At 64.8% G+C, this 24,258-nt stretch carries 21 protein-coding genes; 9 read left to right on the top strand and 12 right to left on the bottom strand.

Annotation, left to right across the window (positions count from 1 at the left end; all coding sequences use genetic code 11):
- Positions 1 to 176 precede the first annotated feature (176 nt).
- Positions 177 to 821, top strand: a complete 645-nt coding sequence (locus K8I04_13645; GenBank protein ID MBZ0072756.1) for a flagellar brake protein — start codon at positions 177 to 179, stop codon at positions 819 to 821.
- 24 nt (positions 822 to 845) lie between these two features.
- Here the strand turns inward: K8I04_13645 and K8I04_13640 are convergent, their stop codons facing one another.
- Together K8I04_13640 and K8I04_13635 are read right to left on the bottom strand one after the other, a co-directional pair.
- Complete coding sequence (locus K8I04_13640; protein MBZ0072755.1) at positions 846 to 1,169, bottom strand: hypothetical protein; 324 nt, start codon at positions 1,167 to 1,169, stop codon at positions 846 to 848.
- A gap of 38 nt (positions 1,170 to 1,207) precedes the next feature.
- Positions 1,208 to 2,107 (bottom strand): HDOD domain-containing protein, encoded by a 900-nt coding sequence (locus tag K8I04_13635; GenBank protein MBZ0072754.1) that lies wholly within the window; start codon positions 2,105 to 2,107, stop codon positions 1,208 to 1,210.
- A gap of 211 nt (positions 2,108 to 2,318) precedes the next feature.
- Between K8I04_13635 and K8I04_13630 the strand changes: the two genes are divergently transcribed.
- Positions 2,319 to 4,625 carry a DUF1631 domain-containing protein gene (locus tag K8I04_13630; protein ID MBZ0072753.1) on the top strand — a complete coding sequence of 769 codons (2,307 nt, stop codon included), beginning with the start codon at positions 2,319 to 2,321 and terminating at the stop codon, positions 4,623 to 4,625.
- Between the two features lie 174 nt (positions 4,626 to 4,799).
- Here the strand turns inward: K8I04_13630 and K8I04_13625 are convergent, their stop codons facing one another.
- Together K8I04_13625 and moaC are read right to left on the bottom strand one after the other, a co-directional pair.
- On the bottom strand, positions 4,800 to 5,504 hold the full coding sequence (locus tag K8I04_13625) for a hypothetical protein (protein MBZ0072752.1): 705 nt from the start codon (positions 5,502 to 5,504) through the stop codon (positions 4,800 to 4,802).
- 220 nt (positions 5,505 to 5,724) lie between these two features.
- Entirely contained in the window at positions 5,725 to 6,231 is a 507-nt protein-coding gene (gene moaC / locus K8I04_13620) for a cyclic pyranopterin monophosphate synthase MoaC (protein ID MBZ0072751.1), read from the bottom strand.
- 108 nt (positions 6,232 to 6,339) lie between these two features.
- On the opposite strand from moaC, the gene moaD reads away from it, so the two are divergent.
- Complete coding sequence (gene moaD / locus K8I04_13615) at positions 6,340 to 6,573, top strand: molybdopterin converting factor subunit 1 (protein ID MBZ0072750.1); 234 nt, start codon at positions 6,340 to 6,342, stop codon at positions 6,571 to 6,573.
- A gap of 2 nt (positions 6,574 to 6,575) precedes the next feature.
- Positions 6,576 to 7,016, top strand: coding sequence for a molybdenum cofactor biosynthesis protein MoaE (locus K8I04_13610; GenBank protein ID MBZ0072749.1), 441 nt, complete (start codon positions 6,576 to 6,578; stop codon positions 7,014 to 7,016).
- Between the two features lie 273 nt (positions 7,017 to 7,289).
- Here the strand turns inward: K8I04_13610 and K8I04_13605 are convergent, their stop codons facing one another.
- Together K8I04_13605 and K8I04_13600 are read right to left on the bottom strand one after the other, a co-directional pair.
- A complete protein-coding gene (locus tag K8I04_13605; GenBank protein ID MBZ0072748.1) occupies positions 7,290 to 9,320 on the bottom strand; it encodes a sodium-translocating pyrophosphatase in 2,031 nt (676 codons plus the stop codon).
- A 368-nt stretch (positions 9,321 to 9,688) separates the two neighbouring features.
- A complete protein-coding gene (locus tag K8I04_13600) occupies positions 9,689 to 10,966 on the bottom strand; it encodes a 6-phosphofructokinase (protein MBZ0072747.1) in 1,278 nt (425 codons plus the stop codon).
- 667 nt (positions 10,967 to 11,633) lie between these two features.
- On the opposite strand from K8I04_13600, the gene K8I04_13595 reads away from it, so the two are divergent.
- The gene (locus K8I04_13595; GenBank protein MBZ0072746.1) at positions 11,634 to 12,923 is read left to right on the top strand and encodes an adenylate kinase; all 1,290 of its coding nucleotides are present in this window, start codon (positions 11,634 to 11,636) and stop codon (positions 12,921 to 12,923) included.
- Between the two features lie 106 nt (positions 12,924 to 13,029).
- Here K8I04_13595 and K8I04_13590 read toward each other — a convergent pair whose 3' ends face one another.
- The gene (locus K8I04_13590) at positions 13,030 to 14,271 is read right to left on the bottom strand and encodes a phosphatidylserine/phosphatidylglycerophosphate/cardiolipin synthase family protein (protein ID MBZ0072745.1); all 1,242 of its coding nucleotides are present in this window, start codon (positions 14,269 to 14,271) and stop codon (positions 13,030 to 13,032) included.
- A 48-nt stretch (positions 14,272 to 14,319) separates the two neighbouring features.
- Between K8I04_13590 and K8I04_13585 the strand changes: the two genes are divergently transcribed.
- The 3 genes from K8I04_13585 (at position 14,320) to K8I04_13575 (ending at position 17,472) form a co-directional block, all read left to right on the top strand.
- The gene (locus K8I04_13585; GenBank protein ID MBZ0072744.1) at positions 14,320 to 14,826 is read left to right on the top strand and encodes a hypothetical protein; all 507 of its coding nucleotides are present in this window, start codon (positions 14,320 to 14,322) and stop codon (positions 14,824 to 14,826) included.
- A 167-nt stretch (positions 14,827 to 14,993) separates the two neighbouring features.
- Positions 14,994 to 16,367 carry a UDP-N-acetylmuramate:L-alanyl-gamma-D-glutamyl-meso-diaminopimelate ligase gene (mpl, locus tag K8I04_13580; GenBank protein ID MBZ0072743.1) on the top strand — a complete coding sequence of 458 codons (1,374 nt, stop codon included), beginning with the start codon at positions 14,994 to 14,996 and terminating at the stop codon, positions 16,365 to 16,367.
- 490 nt (positions 16,368 to 16,857) lie between these two features.
- Positions 16,858 to 17,472, top strand: coding sequence for a UbiX family flavin prenyltransferase (locus K8I04_13575; GenBank protein ID MBZ0072742.1), 615 nt, complete (start codon positions 16,858 to 16,860; stop codon positions 17,470 to 17,472).
- Positions 17,473 to 17,910: 438 nt separating this feature from the next.
- Here the strand turns inward: K8I04_13575 and K8I04_13570 are convergent, their stop codons facing one another.
- The 5 genes from K8I04_13570 to K8I04_13550 all read right to left on the bottom strand — a co-directional run bounded on the left by K8I04_13570 (position 17,911) and on the right by K8I04_13550 (position 23,487).
- Positions 17,911 to 19,977 (bottom strand): VTT domain-containing protein, encoded by a 2,067-nt coding sequence (locus K8I04_13570; protein ID MBZ0072741.1) that lies wholly within the window; start codon positions 19,975 to 19,977, stop codon positions 17,911 to 17,913.
- A 403-nt stretch (positions 19,978 to 20,380) separates the two neighbouring features.
- The gene (hemL, locus tag K8I04_13565; GenBank protein ID MBZ0072740.1) at positions 20,381 to 21,661 is read right to left on the bottom strand and encodes a glutamate-1-semialdehyde 2,1-aminomutase; all 1,281 of its coding nucleotides are present in this window, start codon (positions 21,659 to 21,661) and stop codon (positions 20,381 to 20,383) included.
- Positions 21,645 to 21,998, bottom strand: coding sequence for a hypothetical protein (locus tag K8I04_13560; protein MBZ0072739.1), 354 nt, complete (start codon positions 21,996 to 21,998; stop codon positions 21,645 to 21,647). Before K8I04_13560 ends, hemL begins: the two co-directional genes overlap by 17 nt.
- On the bottom strand, positions 21,995 to 22,609 hold the full coding sequence (gene thiE / locus K8I04_13555; GenBank protein ID MBZ0072738.1) for a thiamine phosphate synthase: 615 nt from the start codon (positions 22,607 to 22,609) through the stop codon (positions 21,995 to 21,997). Before thiE ends, K8I04_13560 begins: the two co-directional genes overlap by 4 nt.
- 71 nt (positions 22,610 to 22,680) lie before the next feature.
- Complete coding sequence (locus K8I04_13550) at positions 22,681 to 23,487, bottom strand: hydroxymethylpyrimidine/phosphomethylpyrimidine kinase (protein MBZ0072737.1); 807 nt, start codon at positions 23,485 to 23,487, stop codon at positions 22,681 to 22,683.
- A gap of 573 nt (positions 23,488 to 24,060) precedes the next feature.
- Between K8I04_13550 and K8I04_13545 the strand changes: the two genes are divergently transcribed.
- The gene (locus K8I04_13545; protein MBZ0072736.1) at positions 24,061 to 24,240 is read left to right on the top strand and encodes a rubredoxin; all 180 of its coding nucleotides are present in this window, start codon (positions 24,061 to 24,063) and stop codon (positions 24,238 to 24,240) included.
- Positions 24,241 to 24,258: the final 18 nt, after the last annotated feature.

Raw genomic sequence — 24,258 nt, 5'->3', positions numbered from 1 at the left:
GGGATCGGGATTCGGGGGCGTGGCGGGTCGTGGTCTGCGGCGATGGCCAGCCTGCCTGGCGACAAGGCAGCGGGAGGCAGGCCGGTTGCCTGAGGTGCGGGCTTGGTGGACCGCACCGCGCTAGGCATAATGGGTCGCGCGGCGGTGTCGCCGTAGTCGATCCGGGCCGCAATACCATGGAAAAGCCAGCGCTTGATCTCCGGGTCGGTTCCACGCTCCAGCTGGAGTTGCCTGGCCGCGGCGGGGGGCTTGTACCGGCCACGCTCATCGGCTACGTCCCGGGCCGCAGTCTGCTGGTGAGCCTGCCGCCGGAAGCGGCATCTCCGGCGGCCGGGGAGCCCTGCAGTGCGCACTTTCAGGTGGACAACCACCAGTACAGCTTCGATACCCGGGTGTTGCACATCGCCAGCCAGCCCTTCTCCTACCTGCATCTGGCCTATCCAGAGGGTATTCAGACCGGTAGCGCACGTCGCAGCCAGCGCGTCCAGATCAACGACATGGTGATGATGCTGGTGATGGAGGAGGCCGGCAGGAAGCTGTCGGTGGCGCTGGCGGACATCAGCATGGCCGGCGCCCGCCTGGTGGCCGGCAGCCGCCTGGGCGAGGTCGGCGAACGCTTCGCCATCGAGATCCCGCAGCTGGAAAGCGACGGTTCCATTGCGTTGCCCTGTCAGGTCCGCTATGTGCGTGAGGAACGCAGCACGACGGTAGGCGGCAAGCGCGTCTACCATCACGGCGTCGAGTTCACCGGGCTGGATCGCCAGGCACTGATCTTCATCGAGCGCTATATCGGGGAAAAGGTCGCGCAGCTGCGATTCTAGGAGCCCGTCGGACTTGGGGTTGATCTACTCATACTGATCAATGCCGACCTTCGGAACATCGTCGGTGCCGGCCTGATCTCGCGGTTGTCGCCGCCGCTCGCGCTGACTGCGGGTATCCAGCAGGATGCGCTGCTGCCCCTTGCGGCGCTCTCCCGTGCGCCGTTCCGCACCCTGATAGGTGGCGGGGGAGTGGGCTCCGGATGAGACCGCCGGCGGCTGATCGGTAACCGACTGGATGGCGGTCGTGGCGGCCGGCGCGCTGACGGCCCGCACCGACCGGTCGGCCGTATTGTCCGTTTTCAGTGCCTGCAGGCCGCTGTCGTCGGGGCGGAAATGCACGTTGGTCATGGAGATCCGGGCTCCCTGGTCGAATCCGCGCCGCTGGCTCAGGCGCGTGCCAGCAGCAGACCGGCCGTTTCCGTGAACTGCAGACCGGCCTCGCCGATCACGGCATCGTAGTCGAAGGTCGCCTCGTCGACCCCAATGGCGGTCCAGGCAGAGGCATCGGCGACGGCCTCGGTGTTGGGTGCTTCGCAGAATGCGCCCAACTGCGAACGGTTGGCGAGGTTTTCGGCCAGGTGCACGATGGAGGCCTCCAGTTCCGCTTGCATCGCATACGACGGCATGTGGTGATAACCGACCGCCTCCTGCAGGGTCGCGGGCAGCATCCAGGTACCGAGTAACGCCCCTCCCAGGTCGGCATGAGTGAAGCCCAGCTCCGCCAATTCTGCCTGATGCAATATACCCTCGTCGCCGTCGCACACCAGCAACAGGTCGGCACAGATCTCGGGCATGCGATTGTAAAGGACGAGGCTGCCGATATCGTGCAACAGGCCGGCGACGAACATGCGTTCGGGGTGCAGGATGCGACAGCGTCTGGCCAACGCCCGTGCCAGCAGGCCGGTGTAGATACCGTGGCGCCAGAAGGTGTCGATGTTCACCAGGCTGTTGGGCAGGTTGGAAAACGACTTGATGGCCGAGACCGCAATCACCAGGCTGTAGAGCTCCCGGATACCGACGATGGTGATGGCCCGCGACACGGTATCGATGCGCCGGGAAAAGTTGAAATAGGCGCTGTTGACCAGTCGCAGCAGATGCGCCGTCAGGCTGGGGTCGTTGCTGATGACACTCCCGATCTCCTGGGCGGAGGCCTCGTTGGACTCCACCAGCTCGAACACCTTCACGCACACATCCGGTGGCGATACGAGGCAGGTGACGTCGTCGAGCAGGCTGGCGGCCAGGTCGCCGGCCAGTTCACGCGTCGCATGGGACTGGGTCTGAATCATAATACGCCTTCGACAGTCAGAGCCTGATGTACTCAGGCTAGCGGCGGACGGCAGTCTGGGTTGAATACCTCCAGGTTCCTGGGGCCCGAAGTGCGGCACGTCTCACAAATACAACAAATACCCCGTGTTACTAGTCTGGCAGGGGTAAAGATCCGGGGGGGAATTCCGCCAAGCTGGCTACCCCCCTCACGGTGTTGTCGAGGCGTATTCCATGACCGTCATCCGCATGAATGAATTCGAACTGGCGCACAAGGGTGTCAACAGCCAGTTGGCCGTCGGTCTACTGCGGGAATGCCGCGAGGTGACCATCCAGCGTCTGAGTGCCGCGCTGGTGCGGATGATGGGTAAGGTCGACGATGCGCTGTTCGAACTGGCGGAAAAGGCCGAGAGTAATGCGGTCCAGACCCTCTATTTCGATGCCATGCGGGAAGTGCGGATCAAGCGCGTGAGCATGGAGATCGGCTTCAAGAGCCAGCTCATGGAGGGATTCAATCGGGAGATCCGTAAGGAGAATACGGGTGCCGAGAGCGAAGCGGGGCTTTCGCCGCGCATGGAGGATCTGGATCTCGTCGAGCACGACACGCTGGAGGAGTCGCTGGCCGTAACCAACATGGTCAGTAAGATCTATGTCGCCTGCAAGGAGGAAGTCGGGCTGCTGAACCGGCGTATCGGTTTCCTGCTCAAGGATCCTGAGCTGCTGCGCGCGAAGAATCCCATCGGGCCGGAAGTCGTCTGTAATGCCTTCCGCGAGGCCTGCGGGGATGTCGAGTCGGGCATCAAAGTGAAGCTCATCATCATGAAGCTGTTCGACCGCTACGTCGTCAGCGAGGAAATGCAGCCACTGTATCGTGATATCAACAAGCTGCTCATCGAGCGCGGCATATTGCCCGAGCTGCGTCATGAGGTGCGGCGGACCGGGTCATCGCGGCAACAATCGGCGACGACCGCGCCGGCTACCGCAGCCGGTCTGCCCCAGGGCAGTGATGCGGTAGCCGATGAGGACGTCTTCGCGACCCTGCAGCAATTGATGTTGAGGGGCCTGTCCGGGGGCCTCCCGAGTGGCACTGTAGTGGGTGGTGCATCGGGTGGTGGTGGGCAGCTGTCGAGCGGCTCCACGGGTACGGGTGTCGTGAACACCCTGACCCTGTTGCAGCAAGGCAACAGTGAACTGGTCGCAGGCGGCATGGGTAACTTCAGCAATGCCGACCTGGTATCGGGATCGGTCAACGTCATCCGCAACATTCAGTCGAGCGGTATCGTCGGTAATGTGGGCGCGGTCGATGGCATGATCATCGATGTCGTTGCCATGCTGTTCGACTACGTTCTGGACGATGAAGATATACCAGCGGGCATGAAGGTGCTGATCGGGCGCCTGCAGATCCCGATGCTGAAAGTCGCCATGCTGGACAAAGGCTTCTTCTCCCGCAAGTCGCACCCGGCGCGGCGCTTGCTGAACGTCATTGCCGAAGCGGCCGTGGGCTGGGATGGGGAGCAGGATCAGGCGCTGTACCAGCGCATCGATGCCGTCGTGCAACGCGTGCTGGTGGAATTCGAAAGCAACATCGAGCTGTTCGCCGAACTGCTCGAAGAGTTCGAGCACTTCCTGGCCAAGGAGCGCGACAAGGCACGCCACCACGAAGAGCAGTCTGCCCTCATGGTCCAGGGCAAGGAGCGCCTGCGCGCGGCCAAGCAACGGGTTCGCACCGAGGTGGGGCGCCGCTGCCGCAGCAGTCTGCCGAAATTCGTACGTCAGTTCCTGGTGAGCTATTGGCAGAACCTGCTGCTGGTGACGCTGGTCAAGGAGGGGGACGAGAGCATCGCCTGGAAGCGTGCGCTGACGGCCATGGATAACCTCGTCTGGAGCCTGCAGTCGAAGGCCACGGTGGAGGAGCGTGATCGCCTGGTGAATCTGCTGCCCAGCCTGCTGCGCGTTCTGCGTGAGGGGATGCTGCTGATCTCCATGCGCGAAGACGATTTCCAGGCCTTTCTGGAGCAGCTCGCGTCTTACCATGCCGCCATCGTCAACGCCGTGCCGCGGGGTGCGGAGGCGGCGAACGACGCACCCGTGATCCCGGCGTCGAGCGACGATCCGCTGGCCGATTCAGCCGATGATGAGGCGGTGGTCGAAGATACGCGTGTCACCACCGCGACCATTCATCGCCTGGTGCAGTCCGGCATCGTTGATGTCGAGGAGATCACTCTGGCCAACGAGGATGATACTCCGCAGGCCGCGGTGGAAGATGAATTCACCGAACAGGTGCGGTCGTTGCAACCGGGGACGTGGGTCGAATTCACCCAGGACGACGGCGGTGCACTGCGCGCCAAACTCACCTGGGTGAGCCCGGTGACCGGCATGTATCTGTTCACCAACCGCCAGGGGCTCAAGTCCTGCGATAAGACGCTGCATGGGCTTGCTGCCGAATTACGCCGCAGTGCTGCGCGCATCCTCGCCGATGCACCGCTGTTCGATCGTGCAGTGAGCAGTCTCATCGACGGATTGCGCAAGACCGGGACGTGAAATCGGTTCCTGGGAGCCTGTCGGATTTGGGCGATCGTAGCGAGCCGGGTGGGAGGGCGAAGTCATTTTTTTGATCCTTTGAGGAGAATAGCCGTAGCTATTTGACGAGAAGGATCGGAAAAATGGGCTGCTATCCCGCCGGCGCAGTAGATCAGACCCAAGTCCGACAGGCTCCTAGTGGCTCGGCAGTTGTGCCCGCAGGGCGTCGCGGTCGTACCACCAGTCGCCGTCCACGATCACATCCAGCATCTTGCCGAGCCGGGCGAGCAGTTCGCCCGGGTCGTTGAGCTGCAACACCTCGATCCAGGTTTTGATCATGTCCTCGCCCTCGATCCCACGGTGGCGTTTGGCGACGCGCGCCAGCACCTGGCCAGTGAAGAAGGTCAGGCTGTCGTGGGCCTCGCCCTCGGTGCGCAGATCGGCGACGTAGTGGGCCGCCATGGCGGCTACGGCGCCACCATCGGATTTGTCCGGGGTTTCATCGACGATGTGGTGCAGCAGTGCGACGGTGGTATGCGGCTTGATCGGGTAGGTCACCGCCAGCCACACGCCGTTGGCCAGTGCCACGGTGCTGCCGTCCAGTCCGCTCCGGAAGAGGATGTCGCAGGCCTCTGCCGCCTCCTGCCAGGACTCGGTCGCCAGGCTGTGGTCGAAGGCCGCCCGGGCCTGATCCCAGGCCTCCTGTACGCGGTTCAAACCCAGCAGGGTCTCGGCGATGTCGAGTTCGATATGGATCCGCTCGGCCGGCGACGCCCCCTCCGGTAGCGCCGCCAGGTGCTGGCGTTCCTCTGCCAGCTGCGCCTCCAGTTCAGACTTCGATTGGCCCTCGTCCATGATCAGGGTGGGATTGGCCTGTAAGATCCTGTTCTGGTCGTTCATGGGGTGTCCGCCGTCTGCTGGGATGGTGCGGCCGGAAGGCCGCTGGAGTAGGTTTTTTACCGGACCTGCGCCGCTATGGCAACCGGTGGAAGTGCACGGAAAGCGGTCGGGCCCGGCCGCCTGCGGCCACGACTCGATCTTTACCGGACCGTTGCCGGGTCCTCTTCGTCACGCCGCCTGGTCCCGACCGATGCCTGGGTGGCTCAACGCAAGGCTGCCATCAGCGGTCACTGCCCCCGTCTTCGCGGGGGAGGCCGCGGCGCCAGTGGCCGGATTTGCCGCCCCTCTTTTCCAGCAGCCGTATCGCCTGCATCGTCATGCCGCGATCGACGGCCTTGCACATGTCATAGATGGTCAGCAAGGCGATCTGCACCGCCGTCAGGGCCTCCATCTCCACGCCGGTGCGGCCGTGCGTCTCCACGGTCGCGCGGCAGCAGATGCCGGGTGGCTCGTCTGCGGGGGTGAGTTCGACCTCGACGCGGGTCAGTGCCAGGGGGTGGCAGAGCGGGATCAGGTCAGCCGTCTTCTTGGCGGCCATGATGCCGGCAATGCGCGCGATGCCCAGCACATCGCCTTTACGATGATCGCCCTGGCGTATACGCGCGAGCGTCTCGGGCTGCATGTGGATCCAGCCCTCGGCGATGGCGGTGCGCGCGGTCTCGGCCTTGTCGCCGACGTCGACCATGTGGGCCGCACCGGCGGCGTCGAAATGTGTCAATTCTGTCATGGATTGCGGGGGTTTCGGCCTGCGGCGCCGGGGCGTAGTAGACTTCCGGCATGACCCTGTAGGATGCTCAGCATAGTGACCGCATCCCAGCACTGCAAGGTTTCGTCTATGACCGTACAGATACGTTTCTTCGCCAGCCTGCGCGAACGCCTCGGTGTTGCGGATCAGGCGATCGCCGTCGCCGCGGATGCGACCGTCGCCGATGTCTGGCGACACGCCCTCGGCGATGTCGCGCCTCCCGCCAATACGCTGGTCGCCGTCAATATGGATTATGCAGATTTCAGCGCCGCCGTTCGCGATGGCGACGAGGTCGCCTTCTTCCCGCCCGTGACCGGAGGCTGAAGATGTCCGTGGAGGTGCTGACCGGGCCTTTCGATCCGTGGCGGCGTCTGCAGGAGTACCAGACAGAACGCCTGGACGCCGGCCGGTACGGCGCCACCGCCGTATTCGTCGGCACCCTGCGCGATTTCCACGCCGGTGATGCCGTGCGGGGCATGACGCTCGAACATTATCCGGGCATGACCGAGAAATATCTGGAACGGATCAGCCGCAGCGCCGCCGAGCGCTGGGGGCTGCTCGACAGCCTCATCCTGCACCGCATCGGTGAACTCGCGCCTAACGATCCCATCGTGCTCGTGGCCGTCTGGTCCGCGCACCGCAAGGAGGCCTTCGAGGCCAGCCGCTGGCTGATGGAAGAGCTGAAATCGCGCGCACCCTTCTGGAAAAAAGAGCGCCTGGACGCCGGCAGCGAGCGCTGGGTGGAGCAGAATACCCCGGGGGTGTGAGTGAGACGTGAGGCGTGAAAGGCAAAACCTTTTATGGCCACGGAAACACACGGAAGAACACGGAAGTTTAGAACGACGAGATCTCAGATAGGCTGACCGTACGGTTTGATCACTGGGCTTTTGCGCCGAAGAGACGGTTTTTACAATAACCTTTTCCGTGTTTTTCCGTGTTTTTCCGTGGCCATTGAGGGGGTTTTTTACTCCTCACTCCTCACCCCCTTACTCCTCACTGTAAAGAAAGGGGGCAGAAACAATCCCGCCCCCCCTTTCGGTTCAAAGCAGCGGCACGATCAGCAGCGCCACGATGTTGATGATCTTGATCAACGGGTTGATGGCCGGGCCGGCGGTGTCTTTGTAGGGGTCGCCGACGGTGTCGCCGGTCACCGCGGCCTTATGGGCCTCGGAGCCCTTGCCGCCGTGGTGGCCGTCCTCGATGTATTTCTTGGCATTGTCCCAGGCGCCGCCGCCGGTGGTCATGGAGATGGCCACGAAGATGCCGGTAACGATGGTGCCGAGCAGTACGCCGCCCAAGGCCACCGGACCGAGCAGCAGACCCACGACCACCGGCACCAGGACCGGCAGCAGCGAGGGCACGATCATCTCCTTGATGGCGGATCGGGTCAGCATGTCCACGGCCCTGGAGTAGTCCGGCTTCTGGGTGCCCTTCATGATGCCGGGCATTTCCTTGAACTGCCGACGTACCTCATTGACGATGCCGCCGGCGGCGCGACCGACCGCCTCCATGGCCATGGCCCCGAACAGGTAGGGGATCATGCCGCCGATGAACAGGCCGATGATGATCATGTGGTCGGATAGATCGAACGACTGCGTCTTGCCGACCGCTTCCAGCCCGTGGGTGTAGTCGGCGAACAACACCAGCGCGGCCAGACCGGCCGAGCCGATGGCGTAGCCCTTGGTCACCGCCTTGGTGGTGTTACCCACGGCGTCCAGCGGGTCGGTGATGTTGCGGATCTTCTCGTCCAGCCCCGCCATCTCGGCGATGCCGCCGGCGTTGTCGGTGATCGGGCCGTAGGCGTCCAGGGCCACGATGATGCCGGTCATGGACAGCATGGAAGTCGCCGCGATGGCGATACCGTACAGGCCGGCCAGCTCGTGGGCCCCCCAGATGGAGGCACATACGGCCAGCACCGGTGCGGCGGTGGATTTCATGGACACACCCAGACCGGCGATCACGTTGGTGCCGTGACCGGTGGTCGAGGCCTGCGCGATATGACGTACCGGCTTGTACTCGGTGGAGGTGTAGTACTCGGTGATCCACATCATGGCGGCCGTCAGGGCCAGACCGATAAGCGCGCTCCAGTACAGGTTCATGGCCGATAGCGTCGAGCCGTCGCCCAGGACCACGCCATCACCCAGCATCCAGGTGGTGACCGGGTAGAATAGGATGGCGGCCAGCACGGCGGAGACGATCACGCCGCGGTAGAGGGCATTCATGATCTTGCCGCCGTCGCGCACCTTGACGAAGAAGGTACCGATGATGGAGGCGATAATGGATACACCGCCCAGCACCAGCGGATAGATCGCGGCGGTATCGCCGGCCTCCTTCAGCATCAGGCTGCCGAGCAGCATGGTGGCAATGACGGTGACCGCATAGGTCTCGAACAGATCCGCGGCCATGCCGGCACAGTCGCCAACGTTGTCACCGACGTTGTCGGCGATCACCGCCGGGTTGCGGGGATCATCCTCGGGGATACCGGCCTCGACCTTGCCCACCAGGTCGGCGCCGACATCCGCGCCCTTGGTGAAGATGCCGCCACCGAGACGCGCGAAGATGGAGATCAGCGAGCCGCCGAAGGCCAGGCCGATCAGCGGGTGCAACGGGTCTTCGACACCCATCTGCAGCAGCACACCGTAGTAGCCCGCCACACCGAGCAGGCCCAGACCGACCACCAGCATGCCGGTGATGGCGCCGCCGCGGAAGGCGACCTGCATGGCGGCGTCCAAGCCACTGTTGGCGGCCTCGGCGGTGCGCACGTTGGCACGCACCGAGACGTTCATGCCGATGTAGCCGGCCAGGCCGGAGAACACGGCGCCAATGGCGAAGCCAATGGCTGTCGGCCAGTTGATGAAGATACCGATCAGTACCAACAAGATGATGCCGGCCACGCCGATGGTGGTGTACTGACGATTGAGATATGCCTGCGCACCTTCCTGTATGGCCGCGGCGATCTCCTGCATGCGGGCGTTGCCGGCCGGTTTGGCCAGGATCCAGCTCACCGACAGCGCGCCATAGACAATGGCGCCCATCGCACAGAGCAGTGCGAAAATAAGCCCAGCAGACATGAAAATTCCTCCTATTGGTGGTGGGTGCGCATTATTGGTATGCGAATGCCAGTCGACCTTGACCCGGGTCAAAGGGCCTTGAGCCGCCAAGAAAGACTAAAAGCCGTTGGAACCGCCAAGGCGCCAAGAACGCCAAGAAAGACTAAAAGTCATTTGAACCGCCAAGAGCGCCAAGAAAGGCTAAAAGCCATTTAAACCGCCAAGGCGCCAAGACGCCAAGAGAGATTGATCAAAAAACAAAACTGTTCTTGCATTACTCCCTCTTGGCGTCTTGGCGCCTTGGCGGTTCCAACATGGTTTTCTCAGCGCCTTGGCGGTTCAATAACAAAACACAAAGGGGGCATACTGGCCCCTTTGAGTTGTACCGCTTACTTCAGTTTGAACTCCGGCAGCTTCTTCGGCACCGCGATATTCTTCAGGCGGACGTACTGCGGCAGGCCGTCTTTGTAGGGCGGGTAGTCTTCGCCCTTGATCAGCGGCAGCATGTAGGTGCGGCACTTCTCGGTGATGCCGAAGCCATCCTTGGTGATGAAGTCCTTGGGCATCATCTTTTCGACGTTGGCGACCTTGGACAGCGGGGCCATGCCGACCTTCCACCTGAAGGGTTTATTGGAGATACGTTCCACGGTCGGCATCACCGAGTTGTGGCCCTTGAGGGCGAACTCGACCGCGGCCTTGCCCATGGCGTAGGCCATGTCGACATCGGTCTTCGAGGCGATATGGCGCGCGGCGCGTTGCAGGTAGTCCGCCACGGCCCAGTGATACTTCAGACCCAGGCCGTCTCTGATGATGGCGGCCACCACCGGCGCGACACCGCCGAGCTGCGCATGGCCGAAGGCATCGCGCAGACCCTGGTCGGCGAGGAACTTGCCGTCCGGGCCCTGCACGCCTTCCGAGACCACGATGCTGCAGTAGCCGAACTTCTTCACCAGGCCGTCGACCTTCTTCAGAAACTTGTCGCGGTCGAAGGTGATTTCCGGGAACAGCACCACGATCGGGATCTCGGTGTCCGGCGTGGAGGCCAGTGCGCCGGCGGCCGCGATCCAGCCGGCGTGGCGGCCCATCACCTCGAGAATGAATACCTTGGTCGAGGTCTTGGCCATCGAGGCCACGTCGAAGCTTGCCTCGCGGGTGGAGATGGCGATGTATTTCGCAACCGAGCCGAAGCCCGGGGAGTTGTCGGTGATGGGCAGATCGTTATCGACGGTCTTCGGCACATGGATGGCCTGCACCGGATAGCCCATCTTTTCGGATAGCTGCGAGATCTTGAAACAGGTATCGGCCGAGTCGCCGCCACCGTTGTAAAAGAAATAGCCGATGTCATGCGCCTTGAAGACTTCGATCAGGCGTTCGTATTCGGGGAGGTTCTCCTCCAGGCTCTTGAGCTTGTAGCGGCAGGAACCGAAGGCGCCCGAGGGTGTGTGGCGCAGTGCCCGGATGGAGGTGGCGGATTCCTTGCCGGTATCGATGAGATCCTCGGTCAGCGCGCCGATGATACCGTTGCGGCCGGCGTAGACCTTGCCCATCCTGTCCTTGTGTTTGCGCGCCGTCTCGATCACGCCGCAGGCGCTGGCGTTGATCACTGCGGTCACGCCGCCGGACTGGGCATAGAAGGCGTTGCGCTTGGGCGCTTTCTTGCTGGCCATGATTCAGGTACTCCCCGTGCTGTTTCAGTTGATCGTAATCTCAATAATGGCCACGGAACCACACGAAATGCAAAAGACACCACGGCTTCCTTCACTGTGGTTCCGTGGCCATTTGACGAAAAGGATCTTCACACTCCTTCCCGCTGCCTGGCCAGGTAGTCCCCCTGCACCTGCAGCCCTGTCACCACGCGCCCGGCGGGATTATCGTATTCCTCGATGCCGGTGCTGTACATCTGCTGGACGCGCTAGCAGAACTGGCAGCGGTAGCGCTCGGCGCCGGTCTTCACCGCCAGGAAGTGACAGTCGTCGAACGTCCAGTACAAGGTCGCATCCGTAGCGCTCGCGCAGCGCCGGCTTGACAGTCCGGGGTTCGGATTCGTTGCAGTCGGAGGTGCTGTGCATGGTCGTGGGCGGCAGGAGTTCATCGGGCAGGTGTACGGTGCACTCTCCGGCGCGCGGCGCCATCGTCGGGGCCCGCCAGCGTGCCCGCGCGGGAGCAGCCCCGGACCAGGTTTTTCCATGCGCTTCGTTGACTTAAACCTGTGGCACGGGGTAGCTTAAACGCACGCAACGGCCGGGGCCATCTAAAAAAATGTATACGCCCATGGAAAATACTTAAGTTTGCGGGGGAAACGGCATTTATCCACCAGGGGAGTTGATCAGCCTTATGAGAATCGTATTACTCGGAGCACCTGGTTCCGGCAAGGGGACCCAGGGAAAATTGTTGGAAGAGCGCTACAAGACCCCGCAGATCTCCACTGGTGATCTGTTGCGTGCGGCGGTGGCGGCCGGTACGCCGCTGGGTCGCCTGGCCAAGGCCGCCATGGATGCCGGACAGTTGGTCTCCGACGAGGTCGTGCTGGGCATGATCCGCGAGCGCCTGGCGGAGCGCGATACCCACAATGGCTTCATCCTGGACGGTTTTCCACGCAACATCCCGCAGGCGCAGGCACTCGACCAATTGCTCACCGAGATCGGCAAGCCGCTGGAGCTGACCCTGCTCATCGATGTCGATTTCGACGCCCTGATACAGCGCCTTACCGGTCGCCGCACCTGCGGTTCCTGTGGCTGGGCCTGCAACGTCTACCTGTCTCCGCCGCGCGTCGACGGCATCTGTGACCAGTGTGGCGGCAATCTGCACCACCGGGCCGACGACAATGAAGAGACCATCGGCAACCGCCTGCGCGTCTACGAGACCCAGACTGCCCCACTGGTCGATTACTATCGTGGTCAGGACAAACTGCGCAGCGTACAGGGTGTCGGGGACATCGATGCGATCTTCACGGCCGTGACCAAGATCGTCGATGGCATCGCCACCCGCGAGCCGGTGCGCCAACCCAAGATGGTGCGCAAGTCCGCCGCCAAGGCCATCGCCGCGCAGCGCGTCGCCAGTCTCCAGGCCCGGGCAGAGAAGAAATTGCAGGAAAAGAAGTCCGCGGGCACCCGGGCCGCAACGAAGCCGGCGGTGAAGGCCGCAGCCAACCCCAAGGCAGCGTCTGCCGGGCAGGCCGCCAAGAAGTCGGCGACCAGCTCGGCGCAACGGCCGGCGAAGAAGGCCGTGACCGCGGCGGCGGCCAACACGAAGGGCGCCAGGAAGGCGGTGGCCAAGGGCGTGGCGACCAGGAAAGTGGCGGCAAAAAAGGCCGTGGTGAAGAAGAAATCCGTTGCCAGGAAGGCCGCTACCAAGAAGGCCGTTGCGAAGAAACCTGTTGCGAAGAAGTCCGCGACCAAGAGGGCACCGCTGAAGAAGGTTGCCGCCAGCAAGACTGCGACGAAAAAGGCCCCGGCGAAGAAATCCGCGACAAAGAAGGCGGTGGCGAAGCAGAAGGTCGTTGCCAGGAAGACCCCCGCGAAAAAGTCGGCGGCAAAGAAGGTCGCGGTGAAGAAGAAGCCCGCCGTCCGCAAGGCACCGGCGAAGAAGCCCACCACGAAAAAGGGCTCGGCGAGGCGCAGATAACCCGGCGCCCGGGGCGCCCGAAGCGCCTGGCCACCGCGCCCGCAGCCATGGGTCGAGCGGGGATGCCACGGCTGCAGGGCCGGGCCGGATCAGGCCGGACAGGCCCTTACCCCCCGGAACGCCGGCCCTTGCCTACCGCCCGCCGGTCCACCCAGCGGTCGATGGCCCCCCAGAAGCGCTCCGCCAGGCGTGTGCTCCAGGGGCGCGTGCGCCACCAGTGGTAATCGATCTCCTCGCTGTCCTGGAAATTGCGCTGGAACAGCGCCGCCGTCACTTCGGCGAACTCCACGTCGTCGATCTCCTGATTCGCCTCCAGGTTCCAGCGGAGGTTCCAACGGTCCTGATTGCTCGAACCGATCGATGCCCAGTCGTCGACCAGGGCGGCCTTGCTGTGCTGGAACCGGGGTGCGTATTCGTAGATACGCACCCCGGCGCGCAACAAGCGGCTGTAGAAGCGCCGTCCGGCACGCCGTACCGGGGGGACGTCGGTGTGCCGGCCGGGCAGCAGCAGCCGCACGTCGATGCCGCGGCGGGCGGCGCGTACCAGGCGGCGGCGCAGCTTCCGGGACGGGACGAAGTAGGCCGTCGCCAGCCACGCGCGCCGCCGGCTGCGATCGAGCTGCAGCAGCAGACCGCGCCGCACCTCGGCGCGGCCCTTGTTGTCCGCCAGACTGACGCGGCCGACCTGCGGCCCGGCCGCGGCATCGACCTCCCGGGCCGCCACCGGCATGGCTGCCCAGCGCCGCCAGTTGAGCGCGAACACGCGTTGCCAGTCGCCGACCAGCGGCCCGCGGATCTCGACCATCAGATCGTGCCAGTGGAGCGCACCACGGCTGGCCGCATCAAAATCGTCGGTCAGTCCCGCGCCGCCAACGAAGGCGCAGACGTCGTCGACGACCAGTAACTTGCGATGATCACGCAGCAGATTGTGGCGCAGCCTGCTGATGACGAGCGGATTGTAGAATGCCAGTTCGCAGCCGGCCCGGGTCAGTGCCGCGCGATCGACGGTCGCCAGGCCGTACGCGCCGAAGTCGTCGAACAGCAGACAGACACGTACGCCGCGCCGGGCCGCGGTCGTCAGTGCGTCGACGAAGCGCGCCATCACCGCGCCCGAGGCGACCAGGTACATCTCCAGCAGTACCTGCCGGCGCGCCGCGGCAATGGCCTCCAGCATGGCGGGAAAGAAGGCCTCGCCGTCGACCAGCAGCCGGAAGCGGTTGCCGTGGCGCCAGGGGAAGTATGTCGCTGCAGGGCGGGTTCTCACAGTCGCGACGCTAACGAAGTACCGCGTCGTGGGCAAGCGTCGCGTGGAGGGGCGCGTGTCGGTGCAGGACAAACCCGCTATCATGCGGCCACGTACGGCATCATCCGACCATTGGCGAGGCGCGGCTGCGACGTGTTGTGGAAACTGCTGGACATCTGCCTGCTGCGGGCCGGGCCCCAGGACCTGCCGGCCTCGCGGCGGTTCCTGACCTTGACGCTGGCCGGCTATATGGTCGTCAACGTGCTGGTGTCACGGCTCAGCCTGGGCCTGCGCGAGGCCGCGGTGGTGAGCCTGCTGGATACCCTGCTGCTGGCGGCCTTCGCCCAGGTCGTGTTGCGCGTCGCCGCCAGGCCGGAACGCTTCCTGCAGACGCTGGCGGCGCTGGCGGGCACCGGTCAGCTGCTCGGTCTGCTGGCCCTGCCCCTGGTCGCCGGCCTGCTCAAGGCGCAGGCGGCCGGTCAGGCGGCCGCGGGCCTGGCCCTGATCTGGCTGGGCGTGCTGATCTGGAGCCTCCTGGTGCTCGGCCACATCCTGCGACATGCACTGGCGGTGCGATTCGTGACCGGGGTCGGCATCGGCGTACTCTACAATCTCGTGTCGATCATGATCATGCGTTCGGTATTCCCGGGCGGGGGCTGACAATCCAAAAAAAGCCAGCCACGGAAGCACTGCGCAGGGTGCGTTGAGGCGCAGCCTGACGCACCGGGGTTCCGTGTCACCCCCGATGCGTCGCTGCGCCGACGCACCCTACGCGGCTACGCGGTGCTTCCGTGGCGGCTGCGGGTTCTGATTTCAAAGGGTACGACATGCACATTCACATCCTCGGTATCTGCGGGACCTTCATGGGCGGCGTCGCCCTGCTGGCGCGTGCGGCGGGCCATACGGTGTCGGGTTCGGACATGAACGTCTACCCGCCCATGAGCACGCAACTCGAGGCGGCCGGTATCGTGCTGCAGGAGGGCTATCACCCCGAACATCTGCAGCCGGCGCCCGACCAGGTCGTGGTCGGCAATGCGCTGTCGCGCGGCAACCCGGCGGTCGAATACATGCTCGATCAGGGGCTGGCCTACACCTCCGGTCCGCAATGGCTGGCCGAGGAGGTGCTCGCCGGCCGCTGGGTCCTGGCCGTTGCCGGCACCCACGGCAAGACCACGACCAGCGCCATGCTGGCGTGGATCCTGGATTACGCGGGCCTGCAACCGGGCTTCCTGATCGGCGGCGTGCCCACCAATTTCGGCGTGTCCGCACGCCTCGGTGAGGGGCCGTTCTTCGTCGTCGAGGCCGACGAATACGATACCGCGTTCTTCGACAAGCGCTCCAAGTTCGTCCACTACCGGCCGCGCACCGCCATCCTCAACAATCTGGAGTTCGACCACGCCGATATCTTCCCGGATGTCGCGGCCATCCAGAGACAGTTCCACCACCTGGTGCGCAGCGTGCCGGGCACGGGCCTGATCGTCAGCAAGGCGGAGGATGCCCACCTCGCCGAGGTACTGGACATGGGCTGCTGGACGCCGGTCGAGCAGGTCTCCGCCACCGGGGCACCCGGCGTACCGGGGGCCCTCTGGCAGGCCGGCAGCCGCAGCGCCGACGGCAGCCGCTTCGAGGTCATCCTGGGCGGTGTATCGCAGGGCGAGGTGCGCTGGGACCAGCTTGGCGACCACAACCTGCACAACGCCCTGGCCGCCATCGCCGCCGCCCGCCATGCCGGCGTGCCGGTCGCGCAGGCCATCGCCGCGCTCGGTGAGTTCCGCGGGGTCAGGCGTCGCATGGAGGTGCGCGGCGTGGTCCGCGGCGCGACCGTGTATGACGACTTCGCCCACCATCCGACGGCGATCGAGACCACACTCGCCGGCTTGCGCGCCCGGGCCGGCGCGGCGCGTATCCTGGCGGTGCTGGAGCCGCGTTCCAACAGCATGCGCCTGGGCGTGCACCGCGCCGCGCTCGCCCCGGCACTGGCAGCGGCCGACCGTGTCTGGCTGTACGAGCCGCCGGGCCTGGGCTGGGACCTCGCCGACATCGCCCAGGCCGCAGTACCGCCCACGGATGTGCTCGGTGACATCGACGCCCTCGTCGCCGCCATCACCGCCGAGGCGCGACCGGGCGACCACATCGTCATCATGAGCAACGGCGGCTTCGGCGGGATCCACGGCAAGCTGCTGGCGGCGCTGGGCGGGTGAGGGGGCGTGAGGCGTGAGGCGTGAGGCGTAAAACCCTTGTTGGCCACGGAAACACACGGAAGGACACGGAAAAATGCTATTGCAAAACCCGTTCGAGGTCAGCGGGTAAAAACGTGACAGTTGTGGACGCGACCTCTGGGAGCCTTGCACAGAACCCTGGTCATGGAGGGCCATACTGCGGGTCTCGCACCTTGGCCCCCGAGACACGGTGCCGCGGCGTCGCGACGCGCCAAACGTAGTGACCCGTGCAGCAGGCAGGATCTCGATGCATATCAAGGCACAAGCCCTCATAAGCACGCGGAACAACCGGTAGAATGTAATCGGCAACCCTCCCCAGTGATCGCTCGGTTTGAGCACTGGGCTTTTACAGTAGCATTTTTCCGTGTTTTTCCGTGTGTTTCCGTGGCCAACAAGGGTTTTACGCCTCACACCTCACGCCTAACGCCTCCCCTTTGAACACCAACATCAACCGCTGTACGCTGGGCCGGCCATGACCACACCCAATCGACGACCCATCGCACTGGCCATCACCGGGGCCTCCGGGGTGCAGTACGCCCTGCGGCTGTTGCAGTGCCTGATCGAGGCGGGCGAGCCGGTGTGGCTGATGCTGTCGGAGCCGGGGCAGATCGTCGTCGGCATGGAGACCGAGGTAAAACTGCCGGGACGCCCCGCCGAGATCCAGCGGTTTCTCGGTGAGCGCTACGGGGCACGCCCCGAGCAGCTGCGCGTGTTCGGTCAGAAGGAGTGGACGGCGCCGCTGGCGAGCGGCTCCAGTGCGCCGCGCGCCCTGGTGGTCTGCCCCTGCACCATGGGGACCCTGGGCAGCATCGCCGCGGGCATCAGTGACAACCTCATCCTGCGCGCGGCCGACGTGGTCCTGAAGGAGGGCCGCAAGCTCATCCTGGTGCCGCGCGAGACCCCCTTCTCCGCAATCCATCTCGAGAACATGCTCAAGCTCGCGCGTCTCGGCGCGGTGCTGCTGCCACCCAATCCGGGGTTCTACCACCGCCCGCAGTCGCTCGACGACATCGTGGACTTCGTCGTCGCCCGGATTCTCGACCAGCTCGACATCCCGCACACGCTGGTGCAGCGCTGGGGTGAGTGAGGAGTGAGGCGTGAGGCGTGAGGCGTACAAGACAAAAAACCTTATTGGCCACGGAAACACACGGAACAACACGGAAAAATACTACTGTAAAAGCCCAGTGCTCAAACCGGGCGGTCGCTGGGCGGGGGTTATCGATTGAATTCTGCCGGTTGTTCCGCGTGCTTATGAGGGCTTGTGCCTTGATATGCATCGAGATCCTGCCTGCTGCACGGGTCACTACGTTTGGCGCGTCGCGACGCCGCGGCACCGTGTCTCGGGGGCCAAGGTGCGAAACCTGCAGTATGGCCTCCCATGACCAGGGCTCTATGCCAGGCCAGAGGTCGCGTCCATAGCCGCCACGTTTTACCAGCTGGTCCCGAACGGGTTTTGCAATAGCATTTTTCCGTGTTGTTCCGTGTGCTTCCGTGGCCAAGCGGGGTTTAAATAAGTGCATTCCCTCTAGGGTGCTGTCGCCTTGATCGCACCTGCACCCTCCGTAGGTTCCATGCCCAGGGTCTTTGCTCGTGGCCCGTCACCAGGGGCACGCGGGCAATCCCGCACCAGCAGCACCTCCAGTGCTTTGCCGTTGCGGTGGCGCTGTGCAACCTCACAGCGTTCCGCCAGATCGGTTGTTGCCCGGGCCAGCGCCGCGGCGGTATCGGGGCCGGTCACGAGATAGCTGAAGACGTACAGCCGGTGATGCAGCTGCAGTTCGGTCGCGCTACCGATCCACAGGGGTGTGGTCCCGTCCAGGCGCCAGGTGGTCGGCCATAGGCGCAGCACAAACAGGTGGCCATCGGCCGTGGCACGCACCAACCGCAGCTCGTCGTGAAGCCCGTCGTGCACCTGTGGCAGCACCGGCAGGGCGGCCGGCTCCGGGTTCGGCACCAGCCACTGCAATGCGCCGGTCGCCGACAGGGCCGGCGGGCGGTGCCAGCCGGCGGGGGCGAGCGCGTCGGCCAGTGCGCCGGGGTCGCCGGCGTACTGGATGTTGAGGGGTTGACGGTCGTGGGTGCGGAAGTCGTGCCGCTGGGCCGGCAGCGTCTGCCAGGTCTGCTCCCACCAGGCCGGGGCGGCGCGGGTGACGGTCTCCGGCGGCGGCGCGTAGCGCGTGAGCTGGGCGTCGAAGTCCTGCCGGGTGTGCCAGGCCGTCAGCGTGGCGAGCGCCGCCAACGTCACGGCGGCCAGACTCGGCCAGCGCAGCGGGTGCGCCGGGTGGCGCCGGTAGGCGATACCGAACAGGGCGAGGCAGGCGAGCCCCAGTACCAGCCCACCGAGCGCGTCCGAGAGCCAATGGGCGCCCAGATACAGACGCGAAAATCCGATCGGGATGACCAGCAGGGCAGCGGTCGTGTAGGGCAGCCAGCGCCGTTGCAACGGCAGTTCGCGCGCGATCAGCACCGCCAGGAACCCGTAGACTGCCACGCTGAGGCTGGTGTGGCCGCTGGGGAAGCTGAAGGCGCTGATGCCATCGTACAGGTCGAGCGGGCGTGGTGCGGCGACGCTGATCTTCAACAGGCGCGTCAGGATCAGGGTCGAGGCGACCGCCGCCAGCCAGTGCAACGCGGCCCCGTAGCTGCGCCGCAGCAGCAGCCAGGTGCCGCCGGCCAGCAACACGCCGGCCAGCACGACCGTGTCGCCGAGGCCGGTGACGAAGATCATCGCCTGATCGGCGAGTGGCGTACGCAGGTTGTTCAGGGCCTCGAACAGATACAGGTCCAGCCCGCTCAGCCAGCCGCCGAACAGCCAGGTTGTGACGACGCTGGCGAGCGCCAGCAGCACGACCAGCGCGGCCAGCCCACGGGCCTCGCCACGGTCGGGTTCCAGCACCGCGGCGACCAGCGGTTCCGCCCAGCGGCGCCGGCGGCTCCAGTCCAGGGTGCGGGTGAGCAGAAAGCCGGCGCGCGGCTGCAGGAAACGCAGGATACGGCGCACCAGCCACAGCCCGAACCAGATCACCGCCACCAGCACCAGCGCCAGGGTCGCCAGCCGGCCCGCGACCTCGGCGGCCAGCCCCAGAGAGGCGCCGAAGACCACGCCGGGCAGGATATAGGCCGGCGCCCAGAGCAGGGCGGAGAGGATATTCACGGTGAAGAAGCGCTGCGGCGGCATGTCGAGCATGCCCGCCACCGCCGGCAGGATCGGCCGCACCGGGCCGATGAAGCGCGCCAGGACGACGCTCTTGCCGCCGTGGCGGTGGAAGAAGTCCACGCCACGATTCATCAGCGCCGGATAACGCCGGAACGGCCAGATCACGCGCAGGCGCTGATGGAAGTGGCGGCCCAGCCAGAAGCTCGCACCGTCGCCGACCACCGCGCCGGCGGCGGCCCACAACAGCGTCGGCCAGAGCTCCAGCGCACCGGCCGCCACCAGTGCGCCGACACCGAACATGATCGCCACCCCCGGCAGGAACAGCCCGACGATGGTCAACGATTCGCCCACCGAGACCAGGAACACCCCGAGATACGCCCAGTGCGGATTCTGTTGAATCCAGGCGAGCAGGGCGTTGAAGAAGTCCGCGAGCATGGCCGGTGATTATACGCTCGCGACGGTCGCGCCAAAGAAAGTCAACATCTCGTTAGCCCTGATGGCGCGTACGTAAACCCTGCTTGGCCACGGAAACACACGGAAGAACACGGAAGGAATTCAAAAAAATTCACTAAGGAATCTCTGATTAATTCGTCGTACCGTCATTGCGAGCGAAGCGCGGCAATCTCCTTTGACGGCAGATCAGCACCTTGGAGATTGCCGCGCTTCGCTCGTAATGACGGGTTAATCAGAGGTTCCCTAAGCAGACCCAGAATCAGCGCCCGCGATTTGGGTTCCGGGCTTTATACAGTGAGCTTTTTTCCGTGTTCTTCCGTGTGTTTCCGTGGCAAATGGTGTTCCCCAAGCGGTTTTCGTGGACTACCTGGCCATCGACAACCTGTCAAAGCGCCGCGAAGCACTTCTCCGCCGCGATGAAGGTCGCTTCCAGGGCGTCGCGGTCGTGGGCGGCCGAGACGAAGCCCGCCTCGTAGGCCGAGGGGGCGAGATACACGCCGTGGTTGAGCATCGCATGGAAGAACAGCCGGAAGCGGTCGAGGTTGCACTGGCCGACGTCGTAGAAGTTGTTGACCTCTTTCGCGTCGGTGAAGAACAGCCCGAACATGCCGCCGACACGGTTGCAGGCGAGCGGGATACCGGCGTTGCGCGCCCGCTCCAGGAGGCCGTCGGTGAGTTGCGCACAGGTCGCGCTCAGTTGCTCGAAAAAGCCCGGGGCCTGGATCTTCGCCAGGGTCGCCAGGCCGGCGGCCATCGCCACCGGATTACCCGACAGCGTGCCGGCCTGGTACACCGGACCCAGCGGCGCGATTCTCTCCATGATCGCGCGCCGGCCACCGAAGGCACCGACCGGCAGGCCGCCGCCGACCACCTTGCCGAGCGTGGTGAGATCGGGCGTGACGCCGTAGTGCGCCTGCGCACCGCCGAGCGCGACGCGGAAGCCGGTCATCACCTCGTCGAAGATCAGTACGCTGCCGTACTCGGTGCAGATATCGCGCAGGCCTTCCAGGAAGCCGGGCAGCGGCGGCACACAGTTCATATTGCCGGCGACCGGCTCGACGATCACGGCGGCGATCTGGCCGCCGACATGGCCGAACACCTCGCGCACCTGATCGAGGTTGTTGTATTCCAGCGTGAGGGTGTGTTCGGCCAGCGCCACCGGTACGCCCGGCGAAGTCGGTACCCCCAGCGTCAGCGCACCCGAGCCGGCCTTCACCAGCAGCGAATCGGAATGCCCGTGATAGCAGCCCTCGAACTTGACGATCTTGTCGCGCCCGGTGTAGCCGCGTGCCAGCCGGATGGCGCTCATGGTCGCCTCGGTACCGGAACTGACCATGCGCACCAGGTCCATCGACGGCACCAACTGGCAGAGCAGATCGGCCATGCGCGTCTCGATCGCGGTCGGCGCGCCGAACCCCAGGCCATCGGCGGCAGTCTCCTGCACTGCGCGGATCACGTCCGGATCGGCATGACCGAGGATCATCGGCCCCCAGGAGCCGACGTAGTCGACGTAGCGCTTACCATCGGCATCGTAGACATAGGCGCCCTGGCCGCGGGCCAGGAACACCGGCTCACCACCGACCCCTTTGAACGCGCGCACCGGCGAATTCACACCCCCGGGGATATGCCGCTGAGCGGCCTTGAACAACTCATGCGATCTGCTCATGCCTGTCCTGTCCTGAACGAAGAATTACGTGAACCGCCAAGGCGCCGGGGAATTTGGGAACCGCCAAGACGCCAAGGCCGCCAAGAAAACCCGGGGGAACCGCCAAGACGCCAAGACGCCAAGAAACCCGGGTGGAAACCGCCAAGGCGCCAAGACGCCAAGAATGATTACGGGAAAACAAAACAGATTTTTCATCGATTATCTTCTTGGCGCCTTGGCGCCTTGGCGTCTTGGCGGTTTTCCCTAAGCCTTCTTGGCGTCTTGGCGCCTTGGCGGTTAAAAAATCTTGGCGTTCTTGGCGGTTCCCCCGGGTTTTCTTGGCCCCTTGGCGGTTCACGAAGAAAACAAATCCGCGAAACGCCGCGCCGCCGCTTCGACATCCGGCTGGCCGAAGACGCCGTGGATGACGGCGAGCAGGTCGGCGCCGGCGGCGATCAGCCGCGCGCCATTGTCGGGCGTGATCCCGCCGATGGCAACCAGGGGCAGGTCCAGCGCGGCGCGGGCCTCGGTCAGGCATTCCACCGGCGCGGCGACCGCCTGCGGTTTGGTGCGCGAGGGGAAGAAGCGTCCGAAGGCGACATAATCCGCGCCGCCGGCGGCCGCCTGCCGGGCCCGCTCGAGGTCGTCGTAGCAGGAGACGCCGATGATCGCCTGGGCGCCGAGCCGGGCGCGGGCCGTGGCGATATCGGGGTCGTGACGGCCGAGATGCACGCCATGGGCAGCGACGACGGCGGCGAGTTCGACGTCGTCATTGATGAGCAGCAGGGCATCCGCATCTTCGCACAGCATCCGCAGCGCCCGCGCCGCGCGCAGACGCTGCGGGTGGTCGCTGTGCTTGTCGCGGTACTGGATGACGCGCGCCCCGCCGCGCAGCGCCGCGCCCACGGCCGCGAGCAGCCGGTCGTCGGGGGTGAGTTGGGTGTCGGTGATGGCGTACAGACCGCGCATGTCTTTCCGTGGCGAGCGCTCTTAACGCTGGCCGTTGTTCGCCGGCTTCGTGGCCATGATGGACCTGGGGTTCAGTCCTCTCTCGCCTGCGCCCAGAACAGGCGGTTCGGGATCGGCTGGCCCATACCCGCGCGGTAGCCGTGGGCGAGGGCCTCCCAGGTATATTCCTGCGCCTCGTGGATGGCCGAGAACGGCTCCAGACCCTGGGCGAGCAGACCGGCGATACTTGCCGCCAGGGTGCAGCCCGAGCCATGAAAGCTGCCGGGCAGGCGTTCCCAGGTGTAGGTCTCCAGTACGCGGTGGTTGCCGTAGAGCGTATTCACCACATGCACAGTATTTTCGTGGGTGCCGGTGATCAGCACGAATTCGCAGCCCCGGTCGAGCAGCGCCATGGCGCAGGCATCCAGGTTGTCGGCCTCGGGAGCGAGGCTGCGCGCCTCCAGGCTGTTGGGTGTGAAGACGGTGGTGTTGGGCAGCAGCAGACTGCTGAGGGCCTCGATCAGTTCGTCATCGACCAGCACGGTGCCGCCGCCGGAGGCAAGCACCGGGTCGAGCACCACCGGGATGTCCGGATAGTCGTGCAGCAGCGAGTGGATCGCCTCGACCGCCTCGACGCTGCCGAGCAGACCGATCTTGATGGCGGCCACTGGCATGTCCTCGAGCACGGCGCGCGCCTGTTCCATGATCAGCGTGCCGTCCAGCGGCGCATAGCTCTTGATGTCCTGGGTGTCCTGCACCGTGACGGTGGTGATCACCGGGGCACAGTGGCAGCCGTGACTGGCCAGCGCCTCGATGTCGGCCTGGATGCCCGCGCCACCACTGGGATCACTGCCCGACAACGCCAGGACGACAGGGACGTGGCTGAGCGGATCTTGCATGGGGTACGTTCCCGGGGGCGACTGTGGTCAGGCGATTGTAGCATCGGGGGGGCGGAGTGAGGCGTGAGGCGTGAGGTGTGAGGCGTAAAAGACAAAAACCTTTATTGGCCACGGAAACACACGGAACGACACGGAAAAAGTACTACTGTAAAAGCCCAGCTTGTGAGCAAGTGGGTTGATTGCGGGGTTTTTACAGTAGGTATTTTTCCGTGTTGTTTCATGTGCTCCCGTAGCAGGCCCTCGGCTCGCTCCGCGCCTGCGAGGGATCGGGCGTGTAGGGTGCGTCGGCGCCAGCGACGCACCGTGGCGTGGAGCCCGGTGCGTCAGGCTGCGCCTCGACGCACCCTACCGGTCTGCCGAGATCACGGGGTCTGACTCCATTGATCCGCGACAGAATTCAATCGACTAACCCCACCCAGTGATCGCTCGGTTTGAGCATTGGTCTTTTACATCACTATTTTTCCGTGTCGTTCCGTGTGTTTCCGTGGCCAATAAAGGTTTTTCGCCTCACGCCTCACGCCTCACTCCGTCCCCCCTGTTGTACAATGCCCTCGGGGTTCCCGGGAGGCAGGCATGAGTGCCACGCTCTACAAGGCCTATATGTGCGTCATTTGCGGGTTCGTCTACGACGAGGCCAAGGGTCTGCCCGGGGAGGGTTTTCCGCCCGGGACGCGCTGGGAGGACATCCCTCCGAACTGGGTCTGCCCGGACTGCGGCGCGGGCAAGGATGAATTCGAGATGGTGGAGATTTGAGGGGGGCGGGGGTCGGGA

Source organism: Gammaproteobacteria bacterium, assembly GCA_019911805.1.
Classification (GTDB): Bacteria; Pseudomonadota; Gammaproteobacteria; order Thiohalobacterales; family Thiohalobacteraceae; genus JAHJQQ01.
The sequence above is the reverse complement of the archived record's forward strand: the minus strand, read 5'-3'. Positions and strand labels throughout refer to the sequence as shown.